The following is a 14,607-nucleotide window of genomic DNA, read 5'->3' as shown; positions in this document are numbered from 1 at the left end:
GTTAGGAAACCTTAGTAAAGCTATTATGGAGTTGAGACATTTATTTTATCTGACCAAACAAACCCACGAAAACAATGTATGACGTTTCCCTGGAAACTCATAAAACCCTATACTACAAAAAGACCCAATAAATAAATTATCAAGTCCCTTGGCTAAGTTAGATTTTTATACAGTACACTTATCTAATGGTTCTTCAAAGAGCATGATGGCACATACACATCATATTACCAGCGACTGCATATTCATTTATAGAAATAAGTTCAATTCCATCGTGTTCGTCTCAATATTAGAATTTAATTAGATTTATATTAGCATAGTATTTGAGATTGTTAATGGAGAGCCTCTTCTGTAAGTCTTTTTTTAGAAGTTGCTTTCAGATGATTAAGGATATGTGTTGCAGAGTAGAGATAATATTGAATTGCGTATACCAACGCCTCATCTTGAACTAAAAAATTGGGATGATGCCATTCATAGGGGGCACCTGTCCCGATAAAAGCAAAGATTCCAGGTATTTCCTGTTGATAAAAAGCAAAATCTTCTCCTCCAAGCGTTACTTCAGGCTCGACAATATCTGCAAAAATCGAAACTGCTTCTTTTACTTGTTCGGTTAATAATAAATCATTATGGACAGAGGGAGGGCTTGGCACCCAAATAATCTCACTTTTTTGGTTTACTGCTCCGGCATAGGCGGTTACAATTTGTTCAAAAAGCTGTTTCGTTTTTTGTTGAATATCTTCTTTAAATGTTCGAATCGTTCCTTTTAAAACAACTGATTCTGGAATGACATTCCATGTGTTTCCACCATCAATTTTTGTAACGCTGACCACCACCGTATCTAGGGGAGAAACGTGACGACTCACAATAGTTTGTAAGCTTGTCACAATTTGACTTGCGGTTACTAAAGGATCATTCCCATTATGCGGGGCAGCTGCATGCGTACCAACGCCTGTGATAATCACTTCAAATTGGTCAACTGCCGCCATCAAATGTCCAGACTTGAGTCCTATCGTTCCTATTGGTAAATCCGGTTTATTATGGTAGCCAATGATTTGTTCTACACCATCTAAAGCTCCTGCTTCAATCACTTGTCTGGCCCCCAGATTTTGTTCCTCTGCCGGCTGAAAGATTAAGCGAATACGTCCTTTCAACTCCTCTTCTCGTTCTTTCAAAATAGCAGCTGCTCCTAAAAGTGATGCAGTATGAAAATCATGCCCACACGCATGCATCACGCCTTGTACTTTTGATTGATAAGATAATTGTGTACTTTCTGTAATTGGTAAAGCATCAATATCTGCACGTAATGCAATAACGGGTCCTTCTTTCCCGATTTCCGCTACTACACCTGTTGCTAGATCCAATGGAAGAATGGGAATACTTCTTTCTTTCAAAAATGATTTGATGACTTCCGTCGTCCGATACTCTTCTCCAGAAAGTTCTGGGTATTGATGAATATCTTTACGAATCGAGATGACTTCTGCTAGCAATTCTTCTGATATATTCACTGATTTAAATCCTTTCCTACACAAAATTCATTTTTCTTAGTTCTTCAATATGACTCTCATGATAAATCGCCATTCCTGTTTTCATAGATTCAAAACCTAACTGTTTATACCAGCTAACCGTGTCTGGATGAGTATACAATGTAATGTTACATTTCGACAGATAATCAACAAACGTCTTAATAATAACCTTTCCAATTCCCAGTCCTTGATAGTCCTTGTCAACAGCGATATTATAGATCGCCGCTTGAGCAATATAATCAGTCAGTGCACGTCCACACCCAATCAGCTGATTATCCAAGAGAATAAATACCACTTCCTGACTATGTTCAAAAGCAAATTTTGTTTCCAGAACCGTGTGATTGGTCAATCCAAATCCTTTTAAAAGCTGATTAACTTCCGCCCAGTTGATATCTTGTGTGTTTCGTTTTACTTGAAAATCCATACTCTCTTCGTCTCCTTAAATAGCAAGTTTATGAATATGATCTCGATAATAAGTAGACAAAAACTGCTTGGTTCGTTCTTGTTTTGGGTGTTCAAAGACGTCTTCAGCAGTGCCGGATTCGATGATTTTCCCTTGATCTAAAAATAGGACACGGTCAGCAACTTTACGCACAAAATTCATTTCGTGAGATACTAGTAACATGGTATTTCCTTCTTTTGCCGCTTTTTTTATGGTATCCAAAACTTCGCCTACTAATTCCGGATCAAGTGCAGAGGTTGGTTCATCGAGTAGTAGTAATTCTGGTTGCATTGCTAAAGCACGTGCAATAGCTACACGTTGTTGTTGACCGCCGGAAAGATGTTTTGGATAAAAGTCTGCCCGCTCAATCATACCAACTTTTTTCAGCTGTTGCTCTGCAATTTCTTTTGCCTCTTGCTTAGAAAGCCCTTTTACAATCACTAGTCCTTCCATCACATTTTCTAAAGCTGTCTTCTGTTGAAAAAGGTTAAACTGCTGAAAAACCATTGCCGTTAATTTTCTCAATTGTAAAATATCAACTTTCTTTGCTTGGGCGATATCTAAGTGGAAATTATTTAGCTGAATCGTACCGGATTCTCCTTGCTCAAGGAAATTAAGCGAGCGTAACAAAGTTGATTTCCCAGCACCCGATGAACCAATAATCGCCACTACTTGTCCCGGCAAAATATCAAATGAGATATCATTCAACACCGTATTTTGATGAAATGTTTTTGTTAAGTTTTTAATCTGTATCATAACCAATCTCCCGCCTTTCTTGCTCGTAGCTGAACGTTGTCCGGAATACTAATTTTCTTTTCTACAAACTGGATTAATTGTTCAATCATAATCGTTACTCCCCAGTAGATTACTGCTAGTGCCAAATAAACTTCAAAGTAGCGATAATTAGCACCAGCAATAATTTTAGCTTGGGCTGTCATCTCCACAACCGCGCAAACAAAGGCCACTGATGTTCCTTTTAACAGTCCGATTAATGTATTTCCTAAAGTTGGCAAAGCTACTACAAATGCCTCTGGTATAATCACGCGTGCCAACACTTGTGGATAAGTCATCCCTAAAGATTGTGCTGCTTCGATTTGCCCCTTATTAACCGATTGCAGTGCTCCACGAATATTTTCTGAATTATATGCTCCTTCATTAACCGCAAATGTCACTAACACAAAAAGCAGCGAAGGAATATTATTAATATTAAAATCTGTGCCATTATTATAATTATAATATTTTAACAATAATGGAATTCCATTGTAGGACAAATACAATTGTACGATTAATGGTGTCCCTCGTACAAAAGATACAAATACAGCAAACATCTGTGATAGAACGGGTATTTTATTCATCTTTACGATTGCAATCAATAAACCTAGTAACAGTCCCAGTAACATCGATAAAATAGTAATTTCCAAGGTCATCGGCAAATATACCAATAACCTTGGAATCGAAGTAAGAACCGTTTCAAAATCAAATATTTTCCCCATTTAATCCCTACTCCTATTCTTTCGGTGCAAAGTCTTCTCCAAAATATTTCTCACTAATCTCAGTAATTGTTCCATCTTCAATCGCTTCTTTTAAAGCTGCATTGATTTCTTCTACAAGAGCTGCACCATCATCTGTTTTACTAATTAACAGATAACTGTAAGGAGCACCGATTCTAGATGAGTCTTCTTCGCTCAATTCGATTAGCTTTAATTTTAAGCCATGCTCTTCAATAAACAAAGAAGCCATCGCTTTATCAATCAATTGAAAATCGTGCTTACCACTCTCAACGCCTTGTAAAACAACTAACAGTTCTGCTTCAGAGTAGTTAATGTCGATGAGTGCATCTGGATTTTCTTCATTATACTTTTCCAAAGCCGTGGCATAATTCAAACCAGGTGATACTTCTGTTGATTTTCCTACAAGATCAGTAAAGTTATTAATTTCTGTTGATTCCTCTGCCACTGCAATCACATATTGATTTTTGAAAATTGCGTCTGAAAAGATGTATTTCTCTCTCCGCTCATCATTACTTGCAAAATTATTTGCTCCTACTTGATAACGATCTGTATCAAGACCAGATAATACAGAAGCACGCTCTGCTTTTTCAAAAGAAATATCATATTTATCTATTTTTTCAAATATCGCTTCTACAAGTTCAATATCATAACCAACCAGCTCGTCATTTTCATTTACATAAGTAAAGGGTTTTGGCGCACCAGAAGTCGCAATAACAATTTTTTCTTTGCTGCTTTCTTCACTCGTTTCTGCAGCATTTGTACTTCCGCAAGCTGCTAAGAGCAACGCTCCTGTAAGAGTTAAAAATGTTTTAACTATTTGATTCTTTTTCATTTGATTTCCTCATTCCGTTTGAATTTTTCACTAGGAGTCTTACTTAATAAATAACGTTCTTGTGGCTGGTTCCATAAGGTTTCATAATCAATTTTGTCCCAAAAACGGGTGTTGTAATCAATAAAAATTGACTTTGGCTTTTCTGTGCTCTTTGCTAAATCAGCAAAATAAGTGTTGTTTTTAAAAGCCGGAATCTCATACAAATCTCTGGCATATCCCCAGATATTTTTAAAGTCCACAATGCGATTGCGAATTGGACCCAAGTTTTTAAAGTAACGAGTATCAAAACGCGCTAACGTTACAAATAAACGAATATCTGAGTCCGTTACATAATCACCGAATAAAAACCGATTGTTTTCTAGGCGCTCTTCAATCTCATCAAAGGCTTGGTACAAATTATTGTATGCATCATTATATGCTTCTAAAGATTGGGCAAACATTGCTTTATAAACGCCATTGTTCACATGTTCGAATAGATAATCATTATAGGCATCGATTTCTTCCCGCAATTCTTCCGGATACAAATCCGGTGCATCTGGTGCTTGAAAAGGACGAAATTCTGTTTCAAAATAATTTGTTAGCCAGACATAGTCATTGTTGATGACTCTTTTCGTTTTTACATCCACGACTGCTGGTACCGTAGCACGACCTTTATACTCTGGATCTGCATTAGCATATAGTTCGCTTAAAAATTGGACATCTAAAACGGGATCCTTGTTTCCTTCATCAAAAACAAATTCCCATCCTAGATCTTTTTCACGGGGCGTTCTGCCTACTAAATTTACACTAATGACATCTTGAAGTCCTAATAACTCAATAGCAATCGATGCACGGTTTGACCAGTGGCATCCCTTTGCCCAAACTAAACGATATCGTCCAGCTTCAACTGGATTGTGTTCTTTTCCTGATCCAAAAGGCGTGTCAAAATGATTTTTCTGACGATGAAAATACCCCTTTTCATCAATTTCATTTACTAATTCGCTTGGCCTTTCCCGAACTTCTTGTACCATATTTATTCCTCTTTTCTAGTTAATTTTTCTCTACCATGTGCCATATTCCAATCCTCTAAGGATGGTCCTTTTGGAAGAATTTTCGAAACAGTATTTTTTGTATCGATTGTTGTCGATAAAAAATAATGTTTTTTAATTGCTTCAAAATTAGTTGTGTCCCCAAAACCTGGTGTCTGGTATAAATCACGAGCATAAGCCCATAAATTTGGATAGTCTTTAATACGTTTTTTATTCACCCGAAAGGCGGTATAGTAGGCAACATCAAAGCGTGCTAACGTTACGTAGAGCCGGACATCTGCATCGGTTATTTCATTGCCGAATAAGTAGCGTTTGCTAGCTAGTCGTTCCTCTAGTTCGTCCAGACGTTTAAAGACTTTATCGTAGGCTTCTTCATATGCTTCTTGTGTTCGGGCGAAACCAGCCTTATAAACACCGTTGTTAATATCGTGAAAGACGATCTCACTTAACTGACGGATTTCTCCCCGAAGGTTCTCCGGAAACAAGTTCGGTGCATCTTTTTTATGATATGGCGACCAAGCTGTCTCTAATTGATAGGTCAGTTCATGATAATCATTATTCACCACTTTTCCTGTTTCCATATCGACAACGGCAGGTACAGTTGGCCTTCCCTTATAATGTGGATCCGCTTTTAAATAGGCTTCACTGATATATTGAATTCCTAATAAAGGGTCTAGATGATTTTCGTCTAATGTAAATGCCCAATCAATATGATCTAATGGCGGGCGTAATGGATCAGCCTCGCCGACACTGATGACATATTCCAACCCAAGCAACTTGCGGACAATAATCGAACGATGAGCCCAGGGACAAACTGCTGACCATAAAATACGATATTTTCCTGGTGCAACTGGCAACTCATTTAATCCTTCACCGAAAGGAGTATGGAACTGATTCTTTTGTCGATTGTATTTTCCGTTCGCTTCTATCTCAACAGTTTTTATTGCACACATTGCGTTTCCTCCTCCGTTTACTCAAATCGATGACGGTCATGTGGTTCATTCCAAATGGAAATCTCTGGCCCTTTTGCAACAATGCCGTAGGGGTTATTACCATGATTTCCCAATTGATAGCCTTTCTTTATTGCATCAAAATCAGTTGTATTGCCAAAGCCTGGTGTTTGGTAAAGATCTTTCGCATAGTTCCAGATATTTGGAAAATCAATGATGCGATTGCGATTTGTCTTAAACACTAAATAGTATGCAACGTCAAACCGAACAAGAGTCACATAAAAACGAACATCAGCATCTGTGATTTGATTGCCGAATAAATAACGTTGTGTAGACAATCGTTCCTCTAACATATCCAACCTAGCGAACAGAGCATCATAAGCTTCTTCATATTTTCCTTGTGTTTTAGAAAAACCAGCTTTGTATACTCCATTATTCACTTCATGAAATAAAACTTCGTTAAAAGCATCAATCTCATCGCGTAATTCTTCAGGATACAAGTCAGGTGCGCCCTCTTTATGGAATTTCTTAAAAGCTGTTTCCCAATAATTCGTCAATTTAAAGTAATCATTATTTACTACTTTATTTGTTTTTACATCGACAACTGTTGGTACTGTTGCCCGTCCTTCATAAGTTGGATCCGTTTGTGCATAAATTTCTGGTAGATAGCGAATGTTCAGTACAGGATCAACTCCTCCTTCATCTAACGAAAACTCCCAACCTTTGTCTGTTCTTATTGGACTTGCAGTACCCACGCTGATAACATCTTGCAAGCCAAGTAACTCACGCACGATGATGGAACGATGGGCCCAAGGACAAATTCCAGCCACCAATAGTCGATAGCGACCTGCTTCTACCGGTAAATCTCCTGGTCCGTCTCCAAACGGGGTATCGAAATGATTTCCTTGGCGAACGAATGCACCTTCTTTTGATATTTCATGGGCATCCTCTGTAGTAGCAACTGTATTAATTTTTATCTTTTCTGCCATTTTAATGAGCTCCTATCTTTTTTAAATTTTTCTCTGTGTAGATAGTAGGAATATTGGATTCCAATTTGATACGTTCATTCACTTGATAACCCAAGCGCTCATAAAATCCTCTAGCTTGCACTTGACTTTTAATTACAATTTTTTCGTATCCTTGTGTCCGAATTACTTCTTCTACCGCTTCCATCAATTTTCTGCCATATCCTTGGAATTGAAATTTAGGAACAATTGCGACTCTTTCAATTTTTGCAAAGTCTGAGTGGGTGGTGTTGATCCTCGCTGTTCCTATACCGTTACCTTTCTCTGCAAGCAAAACATACTGATAGGTCTTGCCAGTTTTTTCATCAAATTCAACTTCAATGGGAATTCCTTGTCCAACAACAAATGTTTTCTTCCGAACTTCATAAACTAGAGCCAACTGCCAAACTTGGTCAACAACATAAATTTCCAACAATAAAAATCACCTCCAAAAAAATCCGCCCTTCTCTATCTTCATAGAGAAGGGCGGATTTTCCGTGTTACCACCTTCATTTATTGCTTCTTCACAGAAACAACCTCATTAAGTACATCACAAAAAAATGCTTTATACTCAGTATTTTTAACGGGTACTACCGTCAATAGCTCATGTAACCACACTTGCCATTGATTGCTCAAAGACCATTTTCTTCTTGTTTCTTTCATCTATTTGCACCAAACATAGACTCTCTTTGCAAACAAACAAGAATACTTATCTTATCAATGCATTCTTTTGATATTTCATTTCTTTAGTTGAATACTAGAATAGCATTGATTAGAAAATAATGATAATTGATAAATTTTATCATCATCTATTAATTTTCCTTATGGATAAGCCTGAATAAAAAAAGCGGACAAGTCCGCCTTGGCCTATGAAAAAATAGGAAATTTGACCCTGAATGAGCAGCGAAGCGCGCAATGGGGCAAATTTATCTTTTTTTCAGTAGGCCAGGACTTGGGAGCTAGACATTGATGGCTGAACTTATAATCCCCTAGCCTATAAGAAAAGCGGACAAGTCCGCCTTGGCCTATGAAAAAAACTGATGAGCCACTTTCTTAGCCGTTTTTTAAACTTATGGCTCTAACAGCGGCCTCATTGTTTGCATCAATATCTCTGAAGAATAATAGTGCCATTGGCTCTCCCACCTCTCTAACTTCTTATCCCTTTTCCTGTATTAATCAGATAGTAACACACCGAATAGACAATAATAATAAACAGAACCAGAATCATAAGCGAAACCATAATCGGCACATCAGTCGTCCCCAAGAACCCATAACGGAAAGCAGAAATCATATAAACAATCGGGTTTACTTTTGATACGGTTTGCCAGAATGGCGGTAACATCGAAATGGCATAAAATACACCACCTAGATAAGTTAATGGTTGTAATACAAAGGTCGGTACAATCGACACATCATCATATGACTGTGCAAAAACGCCATTTATTAGCCCAGCTAGAGAGAAAAGAATAGCCGTCATTAATAATGTCAGAATAACAATTAACCAAGAGAAAACATTCAATGGAACAAATAATAACGAAATAATGGTTACCAGTGTACCCACCAGCAGACTTCTTCCCAATCCTCCTAGGACAAATCCCCAAATAATCACATGCGTCGGCACTGGGGCTACTAATAATTCCTCAATATTTTTTTGGAATTTTTGTGAGAAAAATGATGAAGAAACATTTGAGTAAGAACTCGTGATCGCTGACATCATGATTAACCCTGGTACAATAAACTCCATATAAGAGAATCCCCCCATATCGCCTATGCGTCCACCGATCATTTTTCCAAAAATAACGAAATACAATGATGTGGTGATAACAGGTGGTACCAAGGTTTGTACCCAGATACGCAGGTAACGGTTTGTTTCCTTGATCGCTAAACTTTTTAGAGCTGTAAAATAAAGACTAAACATTTCTTTCCTCCAATTGGTGCTTTTCTTCTGTGATTTTCAAAAATAGTTCTTCTAAGCGGTTTGATTTATTCCGCATCGATAAGACTTTAATCCCTTGATTACTTAGTTGATTAAAGATGTCATTGACTCCTTGATTGCGTTCAACCTCTACTGTCAGCGTCAGGTCATCCTCAAATTCATAGCTATAGCCCTTGATTTCAGGTTTATAATCATAGGCATCCAAATCGAAAATAAACGTTTCATACTGTAACTTAGAAAGAAGTGATTTCATACTTGTATTTTCAATCAATGCACCCGATTGAATAATCCCAATATTTCGGCAAAGCATTTCAGCTTCTTCTAAGTAGTGAGTGGTTAAAATAATCGTTGTCCCACCTTTATTCAATTCTCTTAAAAATGCCCACATATCACGTCTTAATTCGATGTCTACACCCGCAGTCGGCTCATCTAAGATCAGTAATCGCGGTTCATGCATCAACGCTCGAGCGATCATTAAACGCCTCTTCATTCCACCTGATAACATACGCGCACGAACGTGTCGCTTCTCCCATAAACTCGATTGCTTGAGATACTTTTCACTCCGCTTAAGTGCCTCCTTACGTGAAACACCGTAATAACCTGCCTGATTAACTACAATTTGTTGAACCGTCTCAAAGGGGTTGAAATTAAACTCCTGAGGTACCAAACCGATTTGCTGCTTTGCCCGCTCTAAATCAGTATCCAGGTCATAATCAAAAACTTTTACTTGCCCTGATGTCTTGTTGACAAGTGATGTAATGATGCCAATGGTGGTTGATTTGCCAGCACCGTTAGGCCCCAGTAAAGCGTAGAAGTCGCCTTCTTCTACAGCCAAATCAATCCCTCGAAGTGCTTCAACACCAGTCGCATATACTTTTTTCAAATCTTTTATTTCTAATGCGTATGTCATTTATTTGTTGTCTCCTTATGATATTATTCCTTATTTTAGCATGTATTTGTCTTCTATGTGCGTCATTTAAAATAAAAGGGATTTTAGCGTTGTCCCTGCCACTATTAAGTCACGTTTGGGATTTTCACTCTTTAGAATGTGCCGTTGCTGGGTAAACAAAAAGACGTTCACTTTGTTTGAACGCCTTTTTGTTCGATTGTTTCCCCACACCCAATTCAATTATCATCGAAACGGTAATGTGGTTTTTCAGTACTTTTTTAAGTTTTCTCTTTCTCCTATAAGTACGACCTGCTGGGAAAAGTATTTAGATTTGAGAACCTCTATAGAACATTTCTTTGTAGCAATACTGTACACTCCAAATGCTTTGAGATGAAGGGATAGAAATCAAATATTAGTAACCTGAATATTATTTTCTCTGAGGGAAGATATCCAAGATTGACTGTAGTTTGTGGGAATATATCAACATAATTTGTCAAATGTAAAATCAGTCTTAAGTTTATTTACTTAATTACTCTTACTTTCAACATCAATAACAATCTTTCTGCATTCTTCACAATAAGAGGATTCTATACTATGTCCAAATTTAATGCCTTTTGAAAACCATTGTAGCATTAGTCCTCTATTTTCTTGGTTCGGAATCCATTTGAGACGATATCTATCTCCATGTATAACTCCTAATTTCATTCTTGTTCCAAAATATGGGCATATATTTACACTTTCCATATAGATACCTCCGATTTTATATGAACAATAATATCATATAAGCTACTCATATTCCCATTCAAATAGACATGTTTTTATGTTTCTAAGTTCTTACTTCTTTAATCTTGACATCAATACTACCGTCTCAACGTGATGTACTTAGGCTATTTCTGATTTTGGAAAAAACCAATCAAGTCTCTGTGTTTATAGGCATTTACATCTATCTTCTTTACTGTAAAAGCTATTTCCAATTAGGCTATTTTTCTTTTATGTCCTGAAAATTTTGCAAACAGAACTGGTTATTGAGAATATAATTGAACAATAATAACTTCTGGTCTGTTATTAATCCTTATCGGTATTATGCTGTTTCCAATACCCCGACTGACAACCATGGTAGTATTTCCTTAATTATACTCACCTGCATCATATTTTGGAAAAAAACCTTGATTAGGTGCAATAACTCCCCCAATAAAAGGAATCCTAAATTGACCTCCATGGGCATGACCACTAAGTACTAAATCAATGTCTTGTGTAACATATACTTCATAGGCTTCTGGTCTGTGCGACAATAAAAGTTTAAAACCTTCTTCCAAACCTATATTATGAAGTTTAGCATCTAAAATACTTTCTTGAACATAAGTAGCCCGATCTGTAAAATCAGGATCATCCAAACCAACTAGTTGAATACTATCTTTGCCATTTGATAATGTAATCATCTCATCATGTAGTACAGTGACATCTGCATCGACCAACTGTTCCTCCAGTTCATCGTATAAATCTCCAATCCATGCTTCATGATTTCCTGTCACATAATAACAGGGAGCAATTTTTGCAGCTTGTTGGATAAACTTAATTGCAATATCTATATCCGTATTGCTTGAATCTACTAAATCACCAGTAATAACAATTATATTGGGGTTTTCCTTTTTCAAAATATTTATTATTTTAGAATTGCCTTGGCCAAATTCTGAATTGTGCAAATCCGAAATCTGTGCAATCTTATATTCTTTAAATGTAACTGGCAAACGATTCGAAGTTATTTTGTAACGAGTGGTGCCAATTGTAAAGTTGCCATAAACTATTATAGTTCCAAAAACGACCAATAAAGTCAAAATCTTAATGAAATAACTTTTTCGGGTTTTCTTATTATGTTTTACTTTTTTCAATACAACTCCCCCTCATAAAACCAAATTGATTATTTTACTTCTTAGAGCTATATTTACTACGCTTTCTTTGGTTACCTTCTTTACCTTGTACAACATTACTCCTGTTAACCTTTTCCGACTGTACTGCTTTAAACCTTTCTTTAGAAATAATAGGAGGGTGGTTATTTTCAGATACATAGTGTACCTCATGATCCCCTTTATCTAATAGCCTTACCACACCTATATATTTCTCATTACTTAGCATTACATCAATTGTTCTTTTGCTCCAGGTATATTTCCCTGTCGGTGTTTTGATTCCTCGATTTCCTAATTCTTTCATTATTCCTACAATGCTGCTCCCCTGCAAGTACAAATTAAATATCAATTTAACATTCTTGGCTTCTTCTTCATTTATAATTAATTCGCCATTGTATCATTCTCGTAACCATAACATTTTCTATTATAAAGCTTTGAGGTTCCTTGGGCTGCTTTTTGTTTGACACCCCATTTTATATTATCATTTCTTGATTCATTTTCTTCCTGGGCTATAGATTCAATTATTGAAATCATTAAATCGTTATCTGTATCTGCTGTATCTAGATTTTCCTGTTCAAATATAACTCTAATTCCAAGTAGTCTCAATTGGTGGAGGGCCTCCAATACTTCTACAGTATCTCTGCCAAATCTACTTATATTTTTTGTAATAATGATTTCAAGGTTCCTAGATTTACAAGCTTCTAGCATACGGTTAAATTCTTTTCTAGATAATCCTGTTTTGCTACTAGCAATATCTATATATACATCGACTAGTAACCATCTAGGTACTGAAGCCACCATTCTTGTTAAGGCTGATATTTGAGAAGTTAGGCTATTTAATTGATCCATACTATTTGAACTTACTCGGCTATAAATACCAACACGAGTCTCTCTTTGGGGAGGCCGTGCTGGTATAAATTGTACTTTTGGATTGTAAATCAATTCTATCACCTTTTTCTTAGCTAACTTCACTTTATATTTTACCATGACTACTCACCATTATAGATTGTTTTGCACATGTTAGGCAGCCTATTTTGTAGGAATTTTTCATCTATCCTACATACTCGTCCTGCCAAAGTCATCTAAGCAAACTACTCAACCTATAAAACTCGTCTTTTCTCGATATGTTCCCTAAACTCTTGATATTACAAGCTTCTAGGCTATATAGTCGCTTTAAAATTCTAACCTAAAAGTCAATAAGTCCTGTAAGCCTTATACCATCAAGGCTTTAACTACATTTTAATTATCAACCCTAGACATCAATACCACCGCCTCAATGTGGGACGTATGTGGGAATTGGTCGACTGGCTGCACAGTTACCAACTCATAACCAAAAGCTTTTAGCCATACCAGATCTTCAGCCAAACTTTATGGACTGCATGAAATATAGATTATTTTATCAGTACCAAAACGGCCGATGCTCCGCATTACTTTACCGCCAGCACCATTTCTAGGTGGATTCAAGACTAATAAATAGGGGCTGCCCCAAGTTTCTTTCAATTCTTTCAAGCCGATGCGGGCATCGTTTGTCATAAAGTAAGTATTATCCAAGCCATTTTCTGTTGCATTGCGTCTCGCTGACAGAATCGAGTTCTCAACAATTTCAATTCCGACTAATTCCCTGCTGCGTTTGGCAAAAGGTAAACTGAAGGTTCCTACGCCACAGAATAAATCCAGCACCCTCATATTACTATGGACATCTGCCATTTCTAAAGCTAATTTGACTAACTTCTCCGCTTGAACAGGGCTTGCTTGAAAGAAGGTGTCTGGCCAGAATCGATCCTTTATCTGTTGGTCTTTAGATAGCTTTCATCTTCTGTAAAAGCCTCCATTTGAAGCGGAATTCTTTCTACAATATCTAAACCATATTTATTCATGCTTTCTACTTTCAAAGGATTGTTGGTCATCAGTCGTAGTTGCGAAACACCTAAATCATCAAAAATTTGTTTGCATTCATAATAGTCTCGCAAATCAGCTGGAAAGCCAAGCGCCAAGTTAGCTTCAATTGTATCGTGTCCTTGATCTTGTAATGCATAAGCTCTTATTTTATTTACCAAACCAATTCCACGTCCTTCTTGACGCATGTAAATCAAAATCCCTCTTTCTTCATCAGCAATGCTTTTCATTGCTGCATCCAACTGTTGTCCACAGTCACATTTTTTAGAACCAAATACATCTCCTGTCAAACATTCTGAATGAATACGACAAAGTACCGGTTCACCCTCACTGACTTCCCCCATAACCAAGGCGATATGGTGCTCACCACTTACCTCATGTTCATAAGCATAGATTTCAAAATCACCATATTTAGTCAGTATTTTTTTTGATCCAAACAAAAAAAGAGAAGAAATCGTATAAAGCTGTTGATAAGTAACAAACACCGTTATCATGAACGACTGTTAGAACTTTCTTTCCTTTTACTAATTTTTTAGCGATGCCGATTGTTGCTTTTATCGCAACACACCCGATACACCGACTAGAATTCTTTCTGACAGCTCTTTAAAAGCTGATCGGCGAATGTCCATATCTGCTGAGCGTGCTTGTTCATAGATAGCTCGGGGAGTAGTTAAAAGGGGTCTCAGTTGCGCGAG

At 37.0% G+C, this 14,607-nt stretch carries 17 protein-coding genes and 1 other annotated feature; all 17 genes read right to left on the bottom strand.

What is annotated here, in order from left to right; all coding sequences use genetic code 11:
* Positions 1 to 329: 329 nt before the first annotated feature.
* The 17 genes from BW721_RS00140 to ribA all read right to left on the bottom strand — a co-directional run bounded on the left by BW721_RS00140 (position 330) and on the right by ribA (position 14,406).
* A complete protein-coding gene (locus BW721_RS00140) occupies positions 330 to 1,502 on the bottom strand; it encodes an amidohydrolase (protein WP_076765043.1) in 1,173 nt (390 codons plus the stop codon).
* A 16-nt stretch (positions 1,503 to 1,518) separates the two neighbouring features.
* The gene (locus BW721_RS00135) at positions 1,519 to 1,944 is read right to left on the bottom strand and encodes a GNAT family N-acetyltransferase (RefSeq protein WP_076765041.1); all 426 of its coding nucleotides are present in this window, start codon (positions 1,942 to 1,944) and stop codon (positions 1,519 to 1,521) included.
* Between the two features lie 15 nt (positions 1,945 to 1,959).
* Positions 1,960 to 2,718 (bottom strand): amino acid ABC transporter ATP-binding protein, encoded by a 759-nt coding sequence (locus tag BW721_RS00130; protein ID WP_076765038.1) that lies wholly within the window; start codon positions 2,716 to 2,718, stop codon positions 1,960 to 1,962.
* Entirely contained in the window at positions 2,715 to 3,455 is a 741-nt protein-coding gene (locus BW721_RS00125) for an amino acid ABC transporter permease (protein ID WP_076765036.1), read from the bottom strand. The genes BW721_RS00130 and BW721_RS00125 overlap by 4 nt, the downstream gene beginning before the upstream one ends.
* 13 nt (positions 3,456 to 3,468) lie before the next feature.
* On the bottom strand, positions 3,469 to 4,305 hold the full coding sequence (locus BW721_RS00120) for a transporter substrate-binding domain-containing protein (protein WP_076765034.1): 837 nt from the start codon (positions 4,303 to 4,305) through the stop codon (positions 3,469 to 3,471).
* Positions 4,302 to 5,315 carry a glutathione S-transferase C-terminal domain-containing protein gene (locus BW721_RS00115; protein ID WP_076765032.1) on the bottom strand — a complete coding sequence of 338 codons (1,014 nt, stop codon included), beginning with the start codon at positions 5,313 to 5,315 and terminating at the stop codon, positions 4,302 to 4,304. The genes BW721_RS00120 and BW721_RS00115 overlap by 4 nt, the downstream gene beginning before the upstream one ends.
* A gap of 2 nt (positions 5,316 to 5,317) precedes the next feature.
* Positions 5,318 to 6,286: a glutathione S-transferase family protein gene (locus BW721_RS00110; RefSeq protein WP_076765030.1), complete on the bottom strand. Its 969-nt coding sequence runs from the start codon at positions 6,284 to 6,286 to the stop codon at positions 5,318 to 5,320.
* Between the two features lie 17 nt (positions 6,287 to 6,303).
* Positions 6,304 to 7,272, bottom strand: a complete 969-nt coding sequence (locus tag BW721_RS00105) for a glutathione S-transferase family protein (RefSeq protein WP_076765028.1) — start codon at positions 7,270 to 7,272, stop codon at positions 6,304 to 6,306.
* Position 7,273: 1 nt separating this feature from the next.
* Entirely contained in the window at positions 7,274 to 7,723 is a 450-nt protein-coding gene (locus BW721_RS00100; protein WP_083686728.1) for a GNAT family N-acetyltransferase, read from the bottom strand.
* A gap of 43 nt (positions 7,724 to 7,766) precedes the next feature.
* Positions 7,767 to 8,017 (bottom strand) — a binding site (T-box leader).
* 417 nt (positions 8,018 to 8,434) lie between these two features.
* Positions 8,435 to 9,205: an ABC transporter permease gene (locus BW721_RS00095; protein ID WP_076765026.1), complete on the bottom strand. Its 771-nt coding sequence runs from the start codon at positions 9,203 to 9,205 to the stop codon at positions 8,435 to 8,437.
* Positions 9,198 to 10,133, bottom strand: a complete 936-nt coding sequence (locus BW721_RS00090) for an ABC transporter ATP-binding protein (protein ID WP_076765023.1) — start codon at positions 10,131 to 10,133, stop codon at positions 9,198 to 9,200. The genes BW721_RS00095 and BW721_RS00090 overlap by 8 nt, the downstream gene beginning before the upstream one ends.
* Before the next feature lie 504 nt (positions 10,134 to 10,637).
* The gene (locus BW721_RS00085; protein WP_076765021.1) at positions 10,638 to 10,856 is read right to left on the bottom strand and encodes a PF20097 family protein; all 219 of its coding nucleotides are present in this window, start codon (positions 10,854 to 10,856) and stop codon (positions 10,638 to 10,640) included.
* Positions 10,857 to 11,239: 383 nt separating this feature from the next.
* The gene (locus BW721_RS00080; protein WP_198031365.1) at positions 11,240 to 12,001 is read right to left on the bottom strand and encodes a metallophosphoesterase; all 762 of its coding nucleotides are present in this window, start codon (positions 11,999 to 12,001) and stop codon (positions 11,240 to 11,242) included.
* Positions 12,002 to 12,035: 34 nt separating this feature from the next.
* Positions 12,036 to 12,347, bottom strand: a complete 312-nt coding sequence (locus BW721_RS11985; RefSeq protein WP_232222988.1) for a recombinase family protein — start codon at positions 12,345 to 12,347, stop codon at positions 12,036 to 12,038.
* Between the two features lie 50 nt (positions 12,348 to 12,397).
* Positions 12,398 to 13,003, bottom strand: coding sequence for a recombinase family protein (locus BW721_RS11980; RefSeq protein WP_232222926.1), 606 nt, complete (start codon positions 13,001 to 13,003; stop codon positions 12,398 to 12,400).
* Between the two features lie 381 nt (positions 13,004 to 13,384).
* Positions 13,385 to 13,804, bottom strand: coding sequence for a methyltransferase domain-containing protein (locus BW721_RS11560; RefSeq protein ID WP_232222987.1), 420 nt, complete (start codon positions 13,802 to 13,804; stop codon positions 13,385 to 13,387).
* On the bottom strand, positions 13,801 to 14,406 hold the full coding sequence (gene ribA / locus BW721_RS00065; protein WP_269466483.1) for a GTP cyclohydrolase II: 606 nt from the start codon (positions 14,404 to 14,406) through the stop codon (positions 13,801 to 13,803). Before ribA ends, BW721_RS11560 begins: the two co-directional genes overlap by 4 nt.
* Positions 14,407 to 14,607: the final 201 nt, after the last annotated feature.

Source organism: Jeotgalibaca sp. PTS2502 (genome assembly GCF_001975685.1).
Classification (GTDB): Bacteria; Bacillota; Bacilli; order Lactobacillales; family Aerococcaceae; genus Jeotgalibaca; species Jeotgalibaca arthritidis.
The sequence above is the reverse complement of the archived record's forward strand: the minus strand, read 5'-3'. Positions and strand labels throughout refer to the sequence as shown.

Excerpts from the sequence above, each read along its gene's own strand:
- BW721_RS00135 (WP_076765041.1), bottom strand. The coding sequence starts at position 1,944 with ATGGATTTTCAAGTAAAACGAAACACACAAGATATCAACTGGGCGGAA.
- BW721_RS00130 (WP_076765038.1), bottom strand. The coding sequence starts at position 2,718 with ATGATACAGATTAAAAACTTAACAAAAACATTTCATCAAAATACGGTG.
- BW721_RS00125 (WP_076765036.1), bottom strand. The coding sequence starts at position 3,455 with ATGGGGAAAATATTTGATTTTGAAACGGTTCTTACTTCGATTCCAAGG.
- BW721_RS00120 (WP_076765034.1), bottom strand. The coding sequence starts at position 4,305 with ATGAAAAAGAATCAAATAGTTAAAACATTTTTAACTCTTACAGGAGCG.
- BW721_RS00115 (WP_076765032.1), bottom strand. The coding sequence starts at position 5,315 with ATGGTACAAGAAGTTCGGGAAAGGCCAAGCGAATTAGTAAATGAAATT.
- BW721_RS00110 (WP_076765030.1), bottom strand. The coding sequence starts at position 6,286 with ATGTGTGCAATAAAAACTGTTGAGATAGAAGCGAACGGAAAATACAAT.
- BW721_RS00105 (WP_076765028.1), bottom strand. The coding sequence starts at position 7,272 with ATGGCAGAAAAGATAAAAATTAATACAGTTGCTACTACAGAGGATGCC.
- BW721_RS00095 (WP_076765026.1), bottom strand. The coding sequence starts at position 9,205 with ATGTTTAGTCTTTATTTTACAGCTCTAAAAAGTTTAGCGATCAAGGAA.
- BW721_RS00090 (WP_076765023.1), bottom strand. The coding sequence starts at position 10,133 with ATGACATACGCATTAGAAATAAAAGATTTGAAAAAAGTATATGCGACT.
- BW721_RS00085 (WP_076765021.1), bottom strand. The coding sequence starts at position 10,856 with ATGGAAAGTGTAAATATATGCCCATATTTTGGAACAAGAATGAAATTA.
- BW721_RS11980 (WP_232222926.1), bottom strand. The coding sequence starts at position 13,003 with ATGGTAAAATATAAAGTGAAGTTAGCTAAGAAAAAGGTGATAGAATTG.
- ribA (WP_269466483.1), bottom strand. The coding sequence starts at position 14,406 with ATGATAACGGTGTTTGTTACTTATCAACAGCTTTATACGATTTCTTCT.